General features: G+C 65.0%; 9 protein-coding genes and 1 riboswitch. Of the genes, 5 read left to right on the top strand and 4 right to left on the bottom strand.

All coding sequences use genetic code 11. The annotated features are described in order from the left end of the window. Positions 1–248: 248 nt before the first annotated feature. The gene (locus AC0V2Y_RS03515) at positions 249–8876 is read left to right on the top strand and encodes a glycoside hydrolase family 94 protein (protein ID WP_475413872.1); all 8628 of its coding nucleotides are present in this window, start codon (positions 249–251) and stop codon (positions 8874–8876) included. Here the strand turns inward: AC0V2Y_RS03515 and AC0V2Y_RS03510 are convergent. After that, positions 8862–9092: a hypothetical protein gene (locus tag AC0V2Y_RS03510; RefSeq protein WP_475413861.1), complete on the bottom strand. Its 231-nt coding sequence runs from the start codon at positions 9090–9092 to the stop codon at positions 8862–8864. The two genes, AC0V2Y_RS03515 and AC0V2Y_RS03510, sit on opposite strands and share 15 nt — an antisense overlap. Positions 9093–9205: 113 nt before the next feature. Further along, a complete protein-coding gene (locus AC0V2Y_RS03505; RefSeq protein ID WP_475413860.1) occupies positions 9206–9781 on the bottom strand; it encodes a TMEM165/GDT1 family protein in 576 nt (191 codons plus the stop codon). Positions 9782–9802: 21 nt separating this feature from the next. Then, a riboswitch (yybP-ykoY riboswitch) is annotated at positions 9803–9972 on the bottom strand. A 145-nt stretch (positions 9973–10117) separates the two neighbouring features. Between AC0V2Y_RS03505 and AC0V2Y_RS03500 the strand changes: the two genes are divergently transcribed. The 4 genes from AC0V2Y_RS03500 (at position 10118) to AC0V2Y_RS03485 (ending at position 16612) form a co-directional block, all read left to right on the top strand. Continuing rightward, positions 10118–12511 (top strand): M1 family metallopeptidase, encoded by a 2394-nt coding sequence (locus AC0V2Y_RS03500; protein WP_475413859.1) that lies wholly within the window; start codon positions 10118–10120, stop codon positions 12509–12511. 118 nt (positions 12512–12629) lie between these two features. Next, positions 12630–14489, top strand: a complete 1860-nt coding sequence (locus AC0V2Y_RS03495; protein WP_475413858.1) for a M1 family metallopeptidase — start codon at positions 12630–12632, stop codon at positions 14487–14489. A gap of 23 nt (positions 14490–14512) precedes the next feature. Then, entirely contained in the window at positions 14513–16150 is a 1638-nt protein-coding gene (locus tag AC0V2Y_RS03490; RefSeq protein WP_475413857.1) for a serine hydrolase, read from the top strand. Positions 16151–16417: 267 nt separating this feature from the next. Further along, positions 16418–16612 (top strand): hypothetical protein, encoded by a 195-nt coding sequence (locus tag AC0V2Y_RS03485; RefSeq protein ID WP_475413856.1) that lies wholly within the window; start codon positions 16418–16420, stop codon positions 16610–16612. A gap of 58 nt (positions 16613–16670) precedes the next feature. On the opposite strand, the gene AC0V2Y_RS03480 is transcribed toward AC0V2Y_RS03485, so the two are convergent. Together AC0V2Y_RS03480 and AC0V2Y_RS03475 are read right to left on the bottom strand one after the other, a co-directional pair. Beyond that, positions 16671–17498: a class I SAM-dependent methyltransferase gene (locus AC0V2Y_RS03480; RefSeq protein WP_475413855.1), complete on the bottom strand. Its 828-nt coding sequence runs from the start codon at positions 17496–17498 to the stop codon at positions 16671–16673. A gap of 88 nt (positions 17499–17586) precedes the next feature. Next, positions 17587–18243: a pyridoxamine 5'-phosphate oxidase family protein gene (locus AC0V2Y_RS03475; protein WP_475413854.1), complete on the bottom strand. Its 657-nt coding sequence runs from the start codon at positions 18241–18243 to the stop codon at positions 17587–17589. Between the last annotated feature and the right edge of the window lie 25 nt (positions 18244–18268).

Raw genomic sequence — 18268 nt, 5'->3', positions numbered from 1 at the left:
GCGCACGGTCTTGCGCACAGGGCACCCCTACGATGAAGTTCAGAAAATCTCCCTATACCCTGAGATTCGTCGCAACGCTCCGGCGCTTCGCTTTCCGTCTTCGCCAGTGTCCGATCGTGTTCTTCCAGACTGGGCCCGCATGACGGTGGCCGCTGGTTGCCTGCGCGCACCTAGCGAGGCCCAAGTTGAAAGAGTACACAGCAGTTGTCACGCAGCAGATCAAGGAACAGGTTTCCAAAGTCAAAGAAATCTTCCGCGACCATTCCCTTGCACCGGACTCCTTCGACGCCGCGCGCGACGATGCCTTGCCCCTGCGTTCGGAATTATTCAGCGCCATGCAGATGGCCGCCCACGGCAAGCACGTGGCCGCCGGCCATGCGGTGGGCAGGCATCATGGCCGCGACCGCCTGCTGGCGCGCCTGGCCGACAATGCGGCCCTGATCACGGCCACCGTCAATGAGCTGACGGCGACCGTCAAAAGCGGGCGCCAGGTCACGCCCGCCTCGGAATGGCTGCTGGATAATTTTTACCTGATCGAAGAGCAGATCCGCACCACGCGGCGCCACTTGCCGAAGAATTACAGCAAGGAGTTGCCACGGCTGAGTTCCGGCGTGGATGCGGGCTGCCCGCGCGTGTATAAAATCGCGCTGGAAATCATCTCGCACGGCGATGGCCGCGTCGACCTGGAAAACCTGTGCCACTTCGTCGAGGCGTACCAGGACGTGGCCACCTTGACCCTGGGCGAACTGTGGGCCGTACCCATCATGCTGCGCCTGGCCCTGATCGAAAACCTGCGCCGCGTCGCCGCGCGCGTGGCCGACGACCGCATGCAGCGGGACCTGGCCAATACCTGGGCCGACCAGATGACGGAGATCGCCGAGCGCAATCCCAGCGGCTTGATCCTGCTGGTGGCCGACATGGCCCGTTCGAATCCGCCGATGACCAGCGCCTTCGTGGCCGAATTGTCGCGCCGCCTGCAGGGACAGAGCTCCTCGCTGACCCTGGCGCTGTCGTGGCTGACGCACAAGCTGGCCGAGTCGGGCCTCACCATCGAGCAGCAGATCCAGTCCGAAATCGGACAGCAGGCGGCCGACCAGGTCTCGATCGCCAACAGCATCGGCAGCCTGCGTTTTCTCGGCACCATGGATTGGCAGGAGTTCGTCGAGACCATGAGCGTGGTCGAGCAGACCCTGCGCCTGGACCCGGCCGGCACGTATGGCTTGATGGATTTCGCCACGCGCGACAGCTACCGCCACGCCATCGAACGCATCGCCAGGCGCAGCGCGCGCAGCGAAGTGGAAGTGGCCGAAATGGTGGTGCAGCTGGCGCACACGCACGGCAACGGCAATGACGCGCGCCGCGGCCATATCGGCTTTTACCTGGTCGGGCGCGGCGCGCTGGTATTGGAAAAGCAGGCTGGCGCCAGGCTGCCCTTCATCGAGGCGCTGCAGCATACGGCGCGCGCCGCGCCGCTGGCCGTCTATCTGGGGGCGATCTCGTTCCTGACCCTGGCGACGAGCGCCTTGCTGCTCGAGCGCGCCGTGCGCCATGGCGTGCAGGGCTGGCCCCTGGCGGCGCTGGGCGCGCTGGCGCTGCTGGGCAGCAGCCAGCTGGCCGTGGCCGTGGTGAACTGGCTGGCAACCTTGATGACGTCGCCGCATCCGCTGCCGCGCATGGATTACCAGGCCGGCATTCCGTCCGATGCGCGCGGCATCGTCGTGGTGCCGACCCTGATCTACAGCCAGGAAAACGTGGCGGCCCTGTGCGAGGCGCTGGAAGTGCGCTATCTCGCCAACCGCGACCCGAACCTGCGTTTCTGCCTGCTGACGGACTTTGTCGATGCGTCCGCGCAAACGATGCCCGGCGACGAAGCCCTGCTGCGCCAGGCGCAGGAGACCATCCGTGGCCTGAACGAGAAATACCGCGTGGAGGGCGCCGAGTTCAAGGACAACGGCGACCCGGCCGACCCGGAAGAGCTGGGCCATGTGGGGCCGTTCCTGCTGCTGCACCGTCCGCGCCTGTGGAATTCGCAGCAGAATGCGTGGATGGGGCAGGAGCGCAAGCGCGGCAAATTGTCCGACCTGCACGCCTTCCTGCGCGGCGGCGCGCGCGACAGATTCTCGTTGGTGGAAGGCGAGTTGCGCGGCCTGCGCACGATCAAATACGTGATCACGCTCGACACCGATACGCAGCTGCCGCGCGACGCGGCGCGCGAATTCATCGCCACCATGATGCATCCGCTGAATCGTCCCGTGCTCGACGCGGCCGGCACGCGCGTGGTGGCCGGCTACGGCATCCTGCAGCCGCGCGTGGCCGTGGCCCTGCCCAGCGCGAACGCGTCGCGCTACGAGCTGCTGTGCGGCGGCGAACCGGGCATCGACCCGTACACGCGCACCGTCTCCGACCTGTACCAGGACGTGTTTTATGAAGGCTCGTTCATCGGCAAGGGCATCTATGACCTCGACATGTTCGAGCGCGTGCTGGGCCAGCGCCTGCCCGACAATAAAATCCTCAGCCACGATTTGCTGGAAGGCTGTTATTTGCGCGCCGGCCTGCTCAGCGACTCGCAGCTGTATGAAGAATACCCGGCCCGCTACGACGCCGACGTGAGCCGCCGCCAGCGCTGGATCCGCGGCGACTGGCAGCTGATCGGCTGGCTGCTGGGCCGGGTGCCGGGCCGCGCCGGCAAGCGCGAACGCAATCCCTTGTCGATGCTGTCGCGCTGGAAGCTGTTCGACAACCTGCGCCGCAGCGTCGTGGCGCCGGCCACCACCGTGTCGCTGCTGCTGGTGTGGGGCTTCCTGCCGCACGTGGCCTTCTGGAGCGCGGCCGTGCTGGCCATCATCTTCCTGCCGCCCGTCTTTTCGGCCCTGTACGATCTGCTGCGCAAGCCGCGCGACACCCTGTGGCGCCAGCATCTGGCCGCCTTCGAGCGGCGCTGCGGCGTGCAGTTTTCGCACGCCATGCTGACCCTCGTCTTCCTGCCGTACGAAGCGTGGATCAGCCTGGATGCCATCGCGCGCACGCTGTGGCGCCTGGGCGTGTCGCACAAGCATTTGCTCGACTGGCGCGCCTCGAACCTGCACAGCTCTTCCGGCAGTCAAGCCGACAGCTGGCGCGCCATGTGGTGCTCGCCCGCGCTGGCGCTGGCCACCTTCGGCGCCTTGCTGTACTGGCGCCCGGCCGCCTTGCCCGCCGCCGCCGTGGTGCTGCTGCTGTGGCTGGCCGCGCCCGCCATCGCCTGGTGGATCAGCCGTCCCATCGAGCGGGCCGTGGCGCGCCTGTCTGCCGAGCAGGGACGTTTCCTGCATGGCGTGGCGCGCAAGACCTGGGCGTATTTCGATACCTTCGTCGGGCCGGACGACCACTGGTTGCCGCCCGATAACATGCAGGAGCATCCGAACCTGGTGGTGGCGCACCGCACCTCGCCGACGAATATCGGCCTGGCGCTGCTGGCCAATCTGACGGCCTACGATTTCGGCTATGTGACCCTGGGCCAGTTGATCGAGCGCAGCCGCGCCACCTTGCACAGCATGGGCGAGCTGGAACGCTTCCAGGGCCATTTCTATAACTGGTACGACACGCAAACGCTCAAGGCGTTGCAGCCGATGTATATCTCGACGGTCGACAGCGGCAACCTGGCCGGCCATCTGCTGACCTTGCAGCCGGGACTGGTGGAACTGTACGACGCCCCCTTCATCGGCGCGCAGGTGGCGCAGGGCATCCGCACGACGGCGCAGGTGCTGCAGGAATTCATCGCCGCCGAAGGCGAGGGCAAGGCCATGCGCGAGAGCATGGGCCTGCTGCAGGCACCCGCCGCGCCCGCCACCCTGGCCGAATGGCATGCCTACCTGAGTGCCGCGAACGGCGCGGCCGAGGCGTTGCTGTCGTTGACCCTGCACAGCGAGGATGGCGAATTGTCCATGTGGACGGGCGCGCTGGCGCGCCAGTGCCGCGCGGCGCTGGCCGAGCTGCTGCAACTGGCGCCGTGGGCGGCGCAGGCCGGCATCGATGCGGCATGGCTGCGCGTGCCGACCCTGCGCGAACTGGCCAACCTGGAAGCGCCGCAAGACACGCCTGCCGAGCTGGCCACCTTGCTGGCGCAGGGACGCGAACAGGCGGGCCGCCACATGCGCGACATCGCCCACGCGGCGGGCCAGGCGCGCGACTTCGCGCAGATCGAATACGGCTTCCTGTACAACCCGTCGACCAAGCTGCTGGCCATCGGCTACAACGTCAGCGAACGGCGCCTGGATCCCAGCTACTACGATTTATTGGCTTCCGAAGTGCGTCTGGCCAGCTTCATCGCCATCGCCCAGGGCCAGCTGCCGCAGGAGCACTGGTTCGCCCTGGGCCGCCAGCTGTGCATGGTGGCCGGCCAGCCCGTGCTGCTGTCGTGGAGCGGTTCGATGTTCGAGTACCTGATGCCGCTCCTGGTGATGCCGAACTACCCGAACACCCTGCTCGACCAGACCTACCACTCCGTCATCGAGGCGCAGATCGACTATGGCCGCCAGCGCGACGTGCCGTGGGGGATTTCCGAATCCGGCTACAACACGGTCGACGCCAGCCTGAATTACCAGTACCGCGCCTTCGGCGTGCCGGGCCTGGGTCTGAAGCGTGGCCTGGCCGACGATCTGGTGGTGGCGCCGTATGCCAGCATGATGGGCCTGATGGTGCAGCCGGAAGCGTCCTGCCAGAACCTGCAGCGCATGCAGGCGGCCGGCTACATGGGCCGCTACGGCTTTTTTGAGGCCATCGATTTCACCACCGCGCGCCTGCCGCGCGGGCAGGGCAGCGCCGTCATCCGCTCCTTCATGGTGCACCACCAGGGCATGGGTTTTTTGGCCCTCAGCTACCTGCTGCACGACCGCCCGATGCAGCGCCGTTTCGAGTCCGATCCGCTGCTGCAATCGGCCTTGCTGGTGCTGCAGGAACGCACGCCGCAGGCCGGCGCGTTTTACTCGAACACGGCCGAACTGGCGGTGCTGCGCAGCGGCGCGCCGGAGCAGGCCATGCCGATGCGCATCCTCACGCAGGCCAACAGTGCCGTGCCCGAAACGCAGCTGCTGTCGAATGGCCGCTACCACGTCATGGTGAGCAATGCGGGCGGCAGCTACAGCCGCTGGAAAGACCTGTCCGTGACGCGCTGGCGCGAAGACAGCACGCGCGACAACTGGGGCAATTTCTGCTACCTGCGCGACCTCGACGACGGTGAAGTCTGGTCCACCATGTACCAGCCGACCCTGGCCGAACCGAAGAAATACGAGGTGATTTTTTCGGAAGGGCGGGCGGAGTTCCGCCGCGCCGACCATGGCCTCGACCTGTACACGGAAATCGTCGTCTCGCCCGAGGACGACATCGAAATCCGCCGCACCCGCATCAGCAATAATTCGAACCGCCAGCGGCGCATCGAGATCACCAGTTTTGCCGAAGTGGTGATGGCGCCGGCGGCGGCCGACGCGGCCCACCCGGCGTTCAGCAAGCTGTTCGTGCAGACGGAAATCCTCGCGCATGAAAAGGCGATCCTGTGCACGCGCCGGCCCCGCTCGAAGGACGAGCAGATGCCGTGGCTGCTGCATGTGATGACCGTGCACGATATCGAGCGCTACGAGGTATCGTTCGAGACGGACCGCGCGCGCTTCATCGGCCGCGGCAACACGGCGCAGCTGCCGCAGGCGCTGCAGGAGAGCGGGCCGCTCAGCGGCGGCCAAGGTTCCGTGCTCGACCCCATCGTGGCCATCCGCTACGTCATCACGCTCGAACCCGACCAGGCCGTCACCGTCGACAGCGTCACCGGCATGGTGGAGCAGCGCGAGGCGGCGCTGCACCTGATCGACAAATACCAGGACCGCCATCTGGCCGACCGCGTCTTCGAACTGGCCTGGACGCACAGCCAGGTGGTGCTGCGCCAGTTGAACGCCAGCGAAGCGGACGCGCAGCTGTATGCGCGCCTGGCCAACGCCGTGATCTATCCGAATGCGGCTTTGCGCGCCGAAGCGAGCATCCTGATCAAGAACCAGCGCGGCCAGTCCGGCCTGTGGGCGTATGCCATTTCCGGCGACTTGCCCATCGTGCTGCTGCAGATACGTGACGCGGCCAATATCGAACTGGCGCGCCAGATGGTGCAGGCGCATGCCTACTGGCGCCTGAAAGGATTGATCGTCGACCTGGTGATCTGGTACGAAGAGCAGTCGGGCTACCGCCAGCTGCTGCACGACCAGATCATGGGCTTGATCGCCTCGGGCATCGATGCGCAGGCGATCGACCGCCCGGGCGGCATCTTCGTGCGCCTGGCCGAGCAGATCGCCAACGAAGACCGCATCTTGCTGCAATCGGTGGCGCGCGCCATCATCAGCGACCTGCGCGGCACCCTGGCCGAGCAGGTCAAGCGCCCGCCGAGCCCCGTGCTGCGCATGCCGCCGCTGCTGCAGGATCCGGCGCGCGAGCATGGCGGCGTGCCGCACCGGGCGCCGCAGCGCGAGCTGATCCTGGAAAATGGCCTGGGCGGTTTCACGCCCGATGGGCGCGAATACGTGATCACCACGGCGGAAGGCAAGCAGACGCCGGCGCCGTGGTCGAACGTGCTGGCCAATGCGCAATTCGGCACGGTGGTGTCGGAAGCCGGCCAGGCGTACACGTGGAGCGAGAATGCGCATGAATTCCGCCTCACGCCATGGCAGAACGACCCCGTGTCCGACCTGTCCGGCGAAGCGTTTTATGTGCGCGATGAGCAGAGCGGCCAGTTCTGGTCGCCCTCGTCCCTGCCCGCGCGCGGCAGCGGCGACTACGTGACGCGCCACGGTTTCGGCTACAGCATTTTTGAGCACAGCGAGGGCGGCATCGCCACCGAGTTGTGCACCTATGTGGCGCTCGATGCGGCCGTCAAATACTCGGTCATCAAGGTGCGCAACGACAGCGGCGTGCCGCGCCGCCTGTCCGTCACCGGTTACGTGGAATGGGTGATGGCCGACCTGCGCGCCAAGTCCGGCATGCATGTGGCCACCGAAGTCGATACGATCAGCGGCGCGCTGTTTGCGCGCAATAACTACAACACGGAGTTTTCCGGCCGCGTCGGCTTTTTCAATACGGACGCCAGCATCCGTTCCATCACCTGCGACCGCAATGAATTCATCGGCCGCAACGGCAGCCTGGCGCAGCCGGCGGCGCTGCGCCGCGTGCGCCTTTCCGGCAAGGCGGGCACGGGGCTGGACCAGTGTGCCGCCATCCAGGTGCCGTTCGAGCTGCAGCCGGGACAGGAGCGCGAAATCGTCTTCCTGCTCGGCGTGGGCGGGCGCCGCAATGCCGACGCCAGCACCATGGTGCAGCGCCATGCGGGCAAGGAAGCGGCCCGCATGGCGCTCGACGCGGTACGCGCGCACTGGGAAAGCACCCTGGGCGCCGTGCGCATCGAGACGCCAGACCCGTCGCTCGACGTGATCGCCAATGGCTGGCTGATGTACCAGACCATCGCCTGCCGTCTGTGGGCGCGCAGCGGCTATTACCAGTCGGGCGGCGCCTACGGTTTCCGCGACCAGCTGCAGGACGCGATGGCGATGATCCACACGGCGCCGCAGCTGCTGCGCAAGCACCTGCTGCTGTGCGCGGCGCACCAGTTTGTCGAAGGCGACGTGCAGCACTGGTGGCATCCGCCGTCGGACCGGGGCGTGCGCACGCACTGCTCCGACGATTATCTGTGGCTGCCGCTGGCCGCCTGCCGCTATGTGATCGCCACGGGCGACGTCAACGTGCTGTCGGAAGTGGCGCCCTTCATCGAGGGGCGGGCCGTTAAGCCGGAAGAGGATTCCTACTATGACCTGCCCGTGCGTTCGGGCGAGTCGGCCGACCTGTATGAACACTGCGTGCGCGCCATCCGCCATGGCTTGCGCATGGGCGTGCACGGCTTGCCGCTGATCGGTTCCTGCGACTGGAACGACGGCATGGACAAGGTGGGCGAACACGGCAAGGGCGAGAGCGTGTGGCTGGCCTTTTTCCTGTACGAAGTGCTGCAGCGTTTCGCCGAAGTGGCCATGCTGCGCGGCGACGCTGCGTTCGCCCAGTTCTGCCGCGAGGAAGCTGTGAAACTGGCGGCCAACGTCGAGGAGCATGCGTGGGATGGCGAATGGTACCGGCGCGCGTATTTCGACGACGGCACGCCACTGGGCTCGCACACGAACGAGGAATGTCAGATCGATTCGATTTCGCAAAGCTGGGGCGTGCTGTCGGGCGCCGCCAACAAGGAGCGGGTCGCCGGCGCCATGCGCCAGGTCGATGCGCGCCTCGTGCGCCGCGACTCCGGCGTGATCCAGCTGCTCGACCCGCCGTTCGACAAGGCCGATCTCAATCCCGGCTACATCCGCGGCTATGTGCCGGGCGTGCGCGAAAACGGCGGCCAGTACACGCATGCGGCCATCTGGACGGCGATGGCGTTTGCCCGCATGGGCGATGGCGAAAAGGCGTGGGAGCTGCTGCGCATGATCAATCCCGTGCGTCATGGCGTTGACGCGCAGGCGGTGGCGCGCTACAAGGTGGAGCCGTACGTGGTGACGGCCGACGTGTATGCCGTGGCGCCGCACGTGGGACGCGGCGGCTGGAGCTGGTACACGGGATCGTCGGGCTGGCTATACCGCCTGATCGTCGAATCCCTGCTCGGCCTGACGCGCGAAGCGAACGTGCTGCGTCTGGCGCCGACCATGCCGGCCGAATGGGACGGCTTCAAGCTGCATTACCGCTTCGGCGCCAGCAGCTATGCCATCACGGTGGAGCCGGCGCAGGGGCGGCCTGCGGGGTTGTCGCTCGATGGCGTGGCGCAGGACGGCAACAGCATCGCCCTGCGCGACGAGAGCCGCGAGTATGCGGTGCTACTGCTGCTGTAGTCGCGTCGTCGTGTCTTGCCACTTCTCTTGCCCGGGACGGCGCCTGCCCGCCAGCAGGACCAGGCCGGCGCCGAACAGCAGCAGATCGCGCGTGCGTACTTCGGGCGCGGATGGCGTTGCCGTCTGGTGGCGGTGCAAGGGTGCCGCCATGGCGGCGGGGAGGTGGCTGGCGCAAGCGGCCAGGCACAGCGCCGCCGCTTTTCTGTTCAACTGCATACTTTCCTCAAGAAAGCGCGCTGACCATTCGGGATCGGCGCGCCGGTATTCATGTTGCCGACATTGTAATTATGAGCATGAATATTGTAAATAGGAAATTATCCAGGACTGTCTCAAAATCCCAGAACCGCGCCCGCACCCAGCAGGGTGGCCACGCCCAGCACGGCAAAGATCAGGGCCGCGATGCCATGCACGAGGCGCAGCGGGACGCGGTTGGCGATCCTGTCGCCCAGGTAGACGGCGGGCACGTTGGCCAGCATCATGCCGAAGGTGGTGCCCAGCACGACGGAAACGATATCGTGGTAGCGCGCCGCCAGCGCCACCGTGGCCACCTGCGTCTTGTCTCCCATTTCCGCCATGAAGAAGGCGATCAGGGTGGTCAGGAAGACGCCGTACCTGGCCAGTTTCGTCTCGTCTTCATCGAGCTTGTCGGGGATCAGGGTCCAGGCGGCCATGGCCAGGAACGACACGCCCAGCCCCCAGCGCAGCGCGTCGGGCCCCAGCATGCCGGTGATCCAGGCGCCGACGGCGGCGGCGAACGCGTGGTTGGCGACGGTGGCGACGAAAATGGCCAGCACGATGGGCAGGGGTTTGCGGAATTTGGCGGCCAGCAGAAAGGCCAGCAGTTGGGTTTTGTCGCCGATTTCAGCGAGACCGACGATGCCGGTGGAGATGAGGAATGCTTCCATGAGAGTGCAAGAGGTACGCGGGCCGGACGAATTAACCAATGATCCACGGGCGACTCCGGCCCATGCGGCCGCCCTGGATCAATGGTCTCGTCAAGTTCTGCAACCACCTGCACCATGGCCTGCGGGCCAATCATGTTGATACAGGTTCCCGCGGCAGGACCGCGGGACGACTACTCCCCAATGTTCGAGGCGCATCATACGCCTATGCCTGTTTCTGCGCCAGTGGCGCCGGCCGCCGGCGCCGTGCTGCGTGTGGAACTTGCACAACAATGATCGATTGCAAACAGACTCGACTTAGAATGCAGTTCTGTCCACGACTCCCAGATGGAATGCGCCATGCCGGTCCTTGTCCGCTTGCTTGCCCTGTGTTTGACCTTGCTTGCCCCCTTGTCCGGCCTGTGCGCCGCCGCGCCCTTCGACGACAAGTTCCGCCAACTGGAAGAACTGCTGCCCACGCCGAACAGCTACCGCACGGCGTCCGGCGCGCCCGGCCACGCCTACTGGCAGCAGCGCGCCGATTACGTGATCCGCGCCACGCTCGATGAAGCGCGGCGCGCCATCACGGCCAGCGAGCAGATCACCTATCACAACCGTTCGCCCGACAGCCTTGCGTATCTGTGGCTGCAGCTGGACCAGAATGGTTTGCGCCAGGATGCCGACCAGCGCCGCGTCCTGAGCGCACCGTCGCGCCAGGCCTGGCTGAGCGGCAACGAAGACGAAGCGCTGAAATTCGAGGACTTGCGCGCCATCCATGCGGGGCGCGAGTTTGACGGCGGCTTCAAGCTCACCGCCGTGAAAGCGGCCAGCGGCAAGCCGCTGCCGTATGTGGTCAACCAGACCATGCTGCGCATCGATTTGCCGGTGGCGCTGGCGCCCGGCCAGAGCGTCACGTTCAACATCGACTGGTCGTACCGGATCAATGACCAGAAGGTGCTGGTCGAGCGCTCCGGCTACGAGTATTTTGAGGACGACAAGAACGCTATCTTCCAGATCGCGCAGTGGTTCCCGCGCATGGCCGCGTACTACGACGCCGCCGGCTGGCAGCACAAGCAGTTCCTCGGCTCCGGCGAATTCACGCTGGAGTTTGGCGACTACGAGCTGTACCTGACCGTGCCGGCCGACCACGTGGTGGCCGCCACCGGGGAACTGCAAAATCCTGCTGGCGTGTTGAGCGCGGCGCAGCGCGAGCGCCTGGCGCGGGCGAAAAACAGCGCTACGCCGCTGCTGGTGATCACGCCCGCCGAGGCGCTGGCGGCGGAAAAGGGCAAGCCGGCGGGGATGAAGACCTGGCACTTCAAGGCGGCCAATGTGCGCGACGTGGCATGGGCCTCGAGCCGCAAGTTCATCTGGGATGCGCAGGGTTTGGATAGCGGCGGCAAGCGCGTGATGGCCATGTCCTACTATCCGAACGAGGGCAATCCGCTGTGGCAGCAGTACAGCACGCGCGCCGTCGTGCATGCGATCGAGCAGTACAACAAGTACAGTTTCGACTATCCGTATCCGAATGCGATTTCCGTCAATGGCGCCGTGGGCGGCATGGAGTATCCGATGATTGCGTTCAATGGCGGGCGTCCCGTGAAGGACAAGAAGACGGGTGAAATCACGTATTCGAAGACGGCCAAATATGACCTGATCGGCGTGATCATCCACGAGGTGGGCCACAATTATTTCCCGATGATCGTCAACTCGGACGAGCGCCAGTGGACGTGGATGGACGAGGGCCTCAATTCCTTCCTGCAGTACCTGGCCGAACAGGCGTGGGAAGAGCATTTCCCGTCCTGGAATGGCGAGCCGCGCAAGATCGTCGATTACATGCGCAGCCAGAACCAGGTGCCCATCATGACCAATTCCGAGTCCTTGCTGCAGTTCACGGCGAACGCCTACGACAAGCCGGCCACGGCCCTCAACATCCTGCGCGAAACCATCCTCGGGCGCGAGCTGTTCGACTTCGCCTTCAAGCAGTACGCCTTGCGCTGGAAGTTCAAGCGCCCGACGCCGGCCGACTTTTTCCGCACCATGGAAGACGCTTCCGGCACGGACCTGGACTGGTTCTGGCGCGGCTGGTTCTATACCACCGACGCCGTCGACATCAGCATCGACGGCATCAGTGAATATGGCGTGAGCACGAAGAATCCGGAAACGGAAAAGGCGTGGAAGAAGGCGCAGAAGGCGGCGCAGCCCATCTCGATCTCGGACCAGCGCAACAAGGCGCTGCCGAAGAAGGTGGATACCGATCCCGCGCTGAAGGATTTCTATAACCGGCACGATGAATTCACGGTCACCAACAAGGACCGCAACAGCTATGCTGAAGAGCAGGAAACGCTGGAGCCGTGGGAGAAAAAGCTGCTGGAACAGCGTAACATGGGCAAGCATCTGTACCTGGTCGACTTTTCGAATCTCGGCGGCCTGGTGATGCCGCTGATCCTGGAAATCGAACTGAAAAGCGGCAAGAAAATCATCGAGCGCGTGCCGGCCGAAGTGTGGCGCTACGCGCCGCACAAGATCAGCAAGGTGATCATCACGGACGAGCCGATGGTGGGCCTGGTGCAGGACCCGTACTGGGAGACGGCCGATATCGACACCAGCAATAACGCCTGGCCGAGAAAAATCACGCCGTCGCGCCTGGAGCTGTTCAAGCAGGACCGCGACAAGCATAACCTGATGAAGGATTTGAATACGCCGCTGAAGGCGCCCGAGGCCAAGCCGCAAGCCAGGGCAGAAGCAAAATAGCGAAACAGCGCCGGCCAGTCCGGCGCTTTTTTCTGCCGGCCTGCGCCGGAAGTGCTATTCTGCGCGACGCCCCGGCGCACACGGACCGGGGCTTTCGCAAATCATTCAAAAGACGACCATGCAAACTTTGACCTTCCTGCGCGCGCTGGGCTGTGCGCTACTTTGCCAGGTGACCCTGGCTGCGCACGCCGACCCCCTCAGCTACGCGCGTTACGACCAGGTGCGCACGCGCGACCTGCAGCTGGACCTGAAAGCCGACTTCAAGCAAAAGACGCTCTCCGGCTATGCCGAGCTGTCCTTGAACTGGATCGACCCGGCGGCGCGCACGCTGGTGCTCGATACGCGCGATCTGTCGATCGCCAAGGTGCAGGTACAGGACAAGCGCGGCGCCTGGCAGATGGCGCCGTATCAGCTGGACAAGGCTGACCCGGAAAAGGGCCAGGCGCTGCGCATCACCACCATGGGCCAGCCGGGCAAAGTGCGCGTCTACTATCACACGGCGCCGAACGCCATCGCGCTGCAGTGGCTCACGCCGCAGCAGACGATGTCGGGCAAGCTGCCTTTCATGTTCAGCCAGTCGCAAAGCATCAACGCCCGCTCGTGGGTGCCGTCGCAGGATACGCCGGCCGTGCGCTTTACGTATAGCGCGCGCATCGAGGCACCAAGCGGCATGCGCGTCGTGATGAGCGCCGAGAACGACGAAAAGGCGACGGGCAAGGGCGGCTGGAAATTCAGGATGCCGCAGCCGATTCCCTCGTACCTGCTGGCCATCGCCATCGGCGAACTGGAAGTGCGCAAGCTCGGCCCCCGTTCCGCCGTGTATGCGGAACCGCCGCGCATCAAGGCGGCCGAATACGAGCTGGCCGACACGGAAAAGATGATCCAGGCAGCCGAAGCGCTGTATGGCCCGTATGGCTGGGGGCGCTACGACATGATCGTGCTGCCGCCGTCGTTCCCCTACGGCGGCATGGAAAACCCGCGCCTGACCTTCCTCACGCCGACCATGATCGCGGGCGACCGCAGCCTGGTCGACCTGATCGCGCATGAACTGGCCCACTCGTGGTCGGGCAACCTGGTCACCAACGCCTCGTGGAAGCACATGTGGCTCAACGAAGGCTTCACCACCTACGTCACCACGCGCATCGTCGAGCAGCTGTATGGCAGCGACGTGGCGCAGATGGGCGTGCAGGTCGACCAGGAAGAACTGGCCGCCTCGATCCGCGAATTGCCGGCCGCGAAAACGGCGCTGATCACGCGCGACGCCGACGCCAACCCGGCGGAAACGTACACGGACGACGGCATCATCTACCCGAAGGGCGCCTGGTTCCTGGCCACCATGGAGCGCCGCGCCGGCCGCGCCGTGTTCGATCCCTTCCTGCGCGGCTGGTTCGACCAGCATGCGTTCCAGAGCGTGACGACGGAGCAGTTCATCGCCTACCTGCGCAAGAACCTGCTGGCGCGGCATCCGGACGTCATGCCGGAAGCGGAGCTCGAGGAATGGCTGTATGGCACGGGCGTGCCGGCCAGCGCGCAGCGCGTCGTCTCGCCGCGCCTGGCGCTGCTCGACCAGCACCGCGACGCCTGGCTCAAGGGTGAGCTGTCCACCAAGGTTCTTGGCATGGACAAGTGGATCGCCATCGAATCGATGCACTTCCTGAACGACATCAACAACAAGGCCAGCGCGGCGCAATTGCGTGAGCTGGACCAGGTCTACGGCGTGGGCAAGAGCGGCAACAATGAAGTCGCCTACCGCTTCTATCTGGCCTCCGTTAACGCCGGCTACGACGTGCGTCAGCCCTTGCAGGCATTCCTGCTGAGCGTGGGCCGCCAGAAGTTCGTCGTGCCCCTGTACAGCGCCTTGATGAAGACGCCGCAAGGCCATGCCTGGGCCAGGGACGTGTATGCGCAGGCGCGCGAACGCTACCACCCGGTGACGCAGGAAAGCGTCGATAAATTGATGGCCGCGCAAGCGCATTGAACCTTTCTTTGGACATCCTGACCATGCATACCATGAACCGCCTCGCCGCCGCCATCGTGCTGGCGTTTTCCAGCATCGCCGTGCCGGCGCTGGCATTTGACGCCGCCCCCGTCGTTGCCGCAGCGCCCGCGCCTGCGCCGGCCTTCGATCTTGAGCGCGACGTCGCCACCGCCCTGAAAGTGTTCGACGTGCCCGGCATGGCGATCGCCATCGTCAAGGATGGCAAGGTCGTCACCGCCAGGGGTTTTGGCGTGCGCAAGCTGGGCGAACCGGCCGCCGTCGATGCGCGGACCATGTTCGAGGTGGCATCGAACTCGAAGGGTTTCACGGCCGCCGCGCTGGCCATGCTGGTCGACGAGGGCAAGCTGGCCTGGGACGATCCCGTCACCAAGCATTTGCCCGGCTTCCAGATGCACGATTCCTACGTCACGGGCGCCATGACCATCCGCGACCTGCTGACGCACCGCAGCGGCCTGGGCCTGGGCGCGGGCGACTTGCTGTGGTGGCCGACCACCACGTTCAGCACCGACGAGATCATCGAGAAGCTGCGCTACATCCGTCCGGCCACGAGTTTTCGCAACAGCTATGCCTACGATAACCTGCTGTATATCGTGGCCGGCAAGATCATCGCCGACAAGGCGGGAAAAAGCTGGGGCGAGGCCATGCACGAACGCATCCTGGCGCCGCTGGGCATGACGGGCACCACCACCAGCCTGGCCGAGAATGCGGGCAATCCCGACGTCGCCAGCGCGCACAGCAAGATCGACGGCAGGATCGCCGCCGTCAAGTCGATGTCCGTGCCGAACGCCGTGGGCGCCGTCGGCATCAACACGAATGCGGAAGATATCGCCAAGTGGATGATGGTGCTGCTCGACGGCGGCAAGATCGCCGGCGTGCAGGGCAAGGACGGCAAGGAAGCGCGCCTGTTCAGCGAAAAGCAGGGCCGCGAAATGTGGACGGCGCAAACGCCGATCAAGATTCCCGAGCCGAAGCCGGCGCTGGCCGCGACGAAACCGAACTTCAGCGCATATGGCCTGGGCTTCCAGCTGCGCGACTACAAGGGCATGAAGGTCGCCATGCACGGCGGCGCGCTGCAGGGATTCTATTCGCGCGTGGTGATGGTGCCGGAAGCGAAACTGGGCGTGGCCATCCTCACCAATGCGGAAAATGGCGGCTCCATGACGGCGCTGCAATGGCGCATCCTCGACCATTACCTGCAGGCGGCGCCGTCGGACTGGCTGGCGCTGGTGGCCAAGGTGGAGCAGGACCAGCATGCGGAAGAAGTGAAAAAGCAGGGCAAGGCGTCGAGCGCGCGCGCGGCGAAATCGCAGCCTTCGCTGCCGCTGGCGGCGTACGACGGCGAGTATGAAGACGCCTGGTACGGCAAGGTCGTGATCAAGCCGGAAGGGAAAAAACATATCCTCAGTTTTACGCGCACGCCGGACCTGACGGGCGAGCTGGAACACTGGCAGCACGACACCTTCATCGTGCGCTGGAAAGAGCGCAATTTCAACGCCGATGCCTACGTGACGTTCTCGCTCAATCCCGATGGCAGCATCGACCGGGTGAAGATGGCGCCCGTGTCGGCCGAGACGGATTTCAGCTACGACTTCCAGGACCTGAGCCTGGTGCCCGTGAAGCCGAAGGAAGCAAAGAAATAAAGGGTGGATACCAAAACCGCAGCCTGGGCTGCGGTTTTTTTCGCCTGTCGCCATGCAAATGCGCGGCGCATGGGCGCCGGACCGGTTTTTATTTCATGAAAAGGGATGAAAAAGAAACGTTATCCTGATTTCTTGTTTGCGCATTTACTAACTTTTCAAGCTGCTACTATTTCCATGCGCCATATGCCTGGGAGATAGCTGTATGCGGGCGGCTGGCGCTTGTGCCATGGTTTTTATAACGACTCAACTCTTGGGAATGGGATAAAAATGATCAATGTGAAAAAAGCCGTATTCGTCTTTTGCGCCGCCGTCGGTTTTGCCGGCGCCGTCAGTTCTTCCGCGTATGCCCTGCCATCGCGCGAAACCTGCGAGGACGCCTACACCGCGTGCGTGGTGGACGGCGATACCAGTTCCTGCACCCTGGTCAAGCGCCTGTGCGGCGTGTACGGCATCCACCTGTAGCTGGATCTAGATCCGTGCTCGGGCGGCGCGCCGGATCGGCACGCCGCCCTTGGATTGACTATGGCTTGACGAACTTCAAGGTCATGCGGTCGCTCTCGCCGATGGCCGCGTACCTGGCCCGGTCCACATCCTTGTTGGCGTAGGTGGGCGGCAGCGCCCAGACGCCGCCCTGGTGGTCTGCCGTGTCTTTCGGATTGGCGTTGATGTCCGACTTGGCCGCCAGCTTGAAGCCCGCGTTCTCGGCCAGCTTGATCACATACGCTTCGTGCATGTAGCCGCTGCTGGCCGTGGCGTCCTGCGCCTTGTGCGCCGGCAGGCGATGCTCGACGACGCCGAACACGCCGCCCGGTTTCAGGCTGTCATACACTTGCTTGAACAGGATTTGCATGCCTTCGTCGCCGATCGGTATCCAGTTGTGGATATTGCGGAAGGTGAGCACCATGTCGGCCGTGCCCTTGGGCGCGATGCGGTAGGTGGTGGGGGGCGCGAAGGCGCCGATTTCCACCTTGCCGAAGGCGGCCGGGTTGGCGTCGAGTTTTTGCTGGAAGCGCGCCGCGCCGCGGCGGGCGCCTTCGCTGCTTGACTGCGGGTCGTTGCCGGCGGCGATCAGCTTGCCGTTGTCGCGCAAGTAGGGCGCCAGGATCTCCGTGTACCAGCCGCCGCCGGGCGCCAGTTCCACCACCGTCATGGTCGGCTTGATGCCGAAGAACGTCAGTGTTTCATACGGGTGGCGGGCGCTGTCGCGCAGCGCATTGGCTGGCGTGCGCGCACTGCCGGCAATGGCCGCCTTCAGCGCCGCGTCGCCCGCATCGGCGGCCAGCGCCGCGCCGCTGCCGCCACAGGCCAGCATGACCGTCAGGGCCGCGGCCAGGGATACTCGCTTCATCATCATATGCTCCATGCGTGATTGGATCGGTTGCTAACTTGGTGGCGATCGCCATCAATGCCGATCATCGGGCAAGCACGCTGGCCGGTCAAGCGGATTCCGTGCCCCAGGCGGCGGCATACGCGGGCATCTCGCTGGTATTGAGGGCATCGGCGATGGCCGCGCCACGGCCGTGCGTAAACGGCAGTTCGCCCGTCCAGACGGCATGCGCCATGTCGTCCGCGTCGTCGAGCGGGCCGCCCTGGCGCTGCTTGACGGCATATTCGTCGAGCGCGATGCGCAGCACGGTGGTGGCCGCGTATTCCTTGGCGCTGCCGCCGCGCACGTGCGCCAGGCGCCCCGGCGCCAGCTTTTCCATCAGCGCGTCCATGGCCGCATGCTGCTGGCCGATATCGCTTACTTTTTCAAACTGACCGTACACCATCGCCGAGCGGTAGTTCATCGTGTGATTGAAGGCCGAGCGCGCCAGCACCAGGCCATCGAGATGGGTGATGGTCACGCAGACGTCGCTGTCTTGCAAGCGCTTGAGCATGCGGCTGCCGTTCGAACCGTGGATGTACAGGTGGCCTTCGATGCGCCAGCAGGCGGTCGGGATGCAATGGCTGCCCTTGTCGTCGTGGAAGGCGATATGGCACAGGTAGGCGGCATCGACGATGGCGTGCAGGGCGGCTTGCTCATAGCTGGCCAGTTCGGCGACGCGGCGCACGCGGGTACGGGGGCTGGGAGGCAGGGCGGTAGCGGTCATGGAGGAGGTCCGGTTGGTTGAAGAA

This window comes from Janthinobacterium sp. BHSEK (assembly GCF_056174685.1).
The sequence above is the reverse complement of the archived record's forward strand: the minus strand, read 5'-3'. Positions and strand labels throughout refer to the sequence as shown.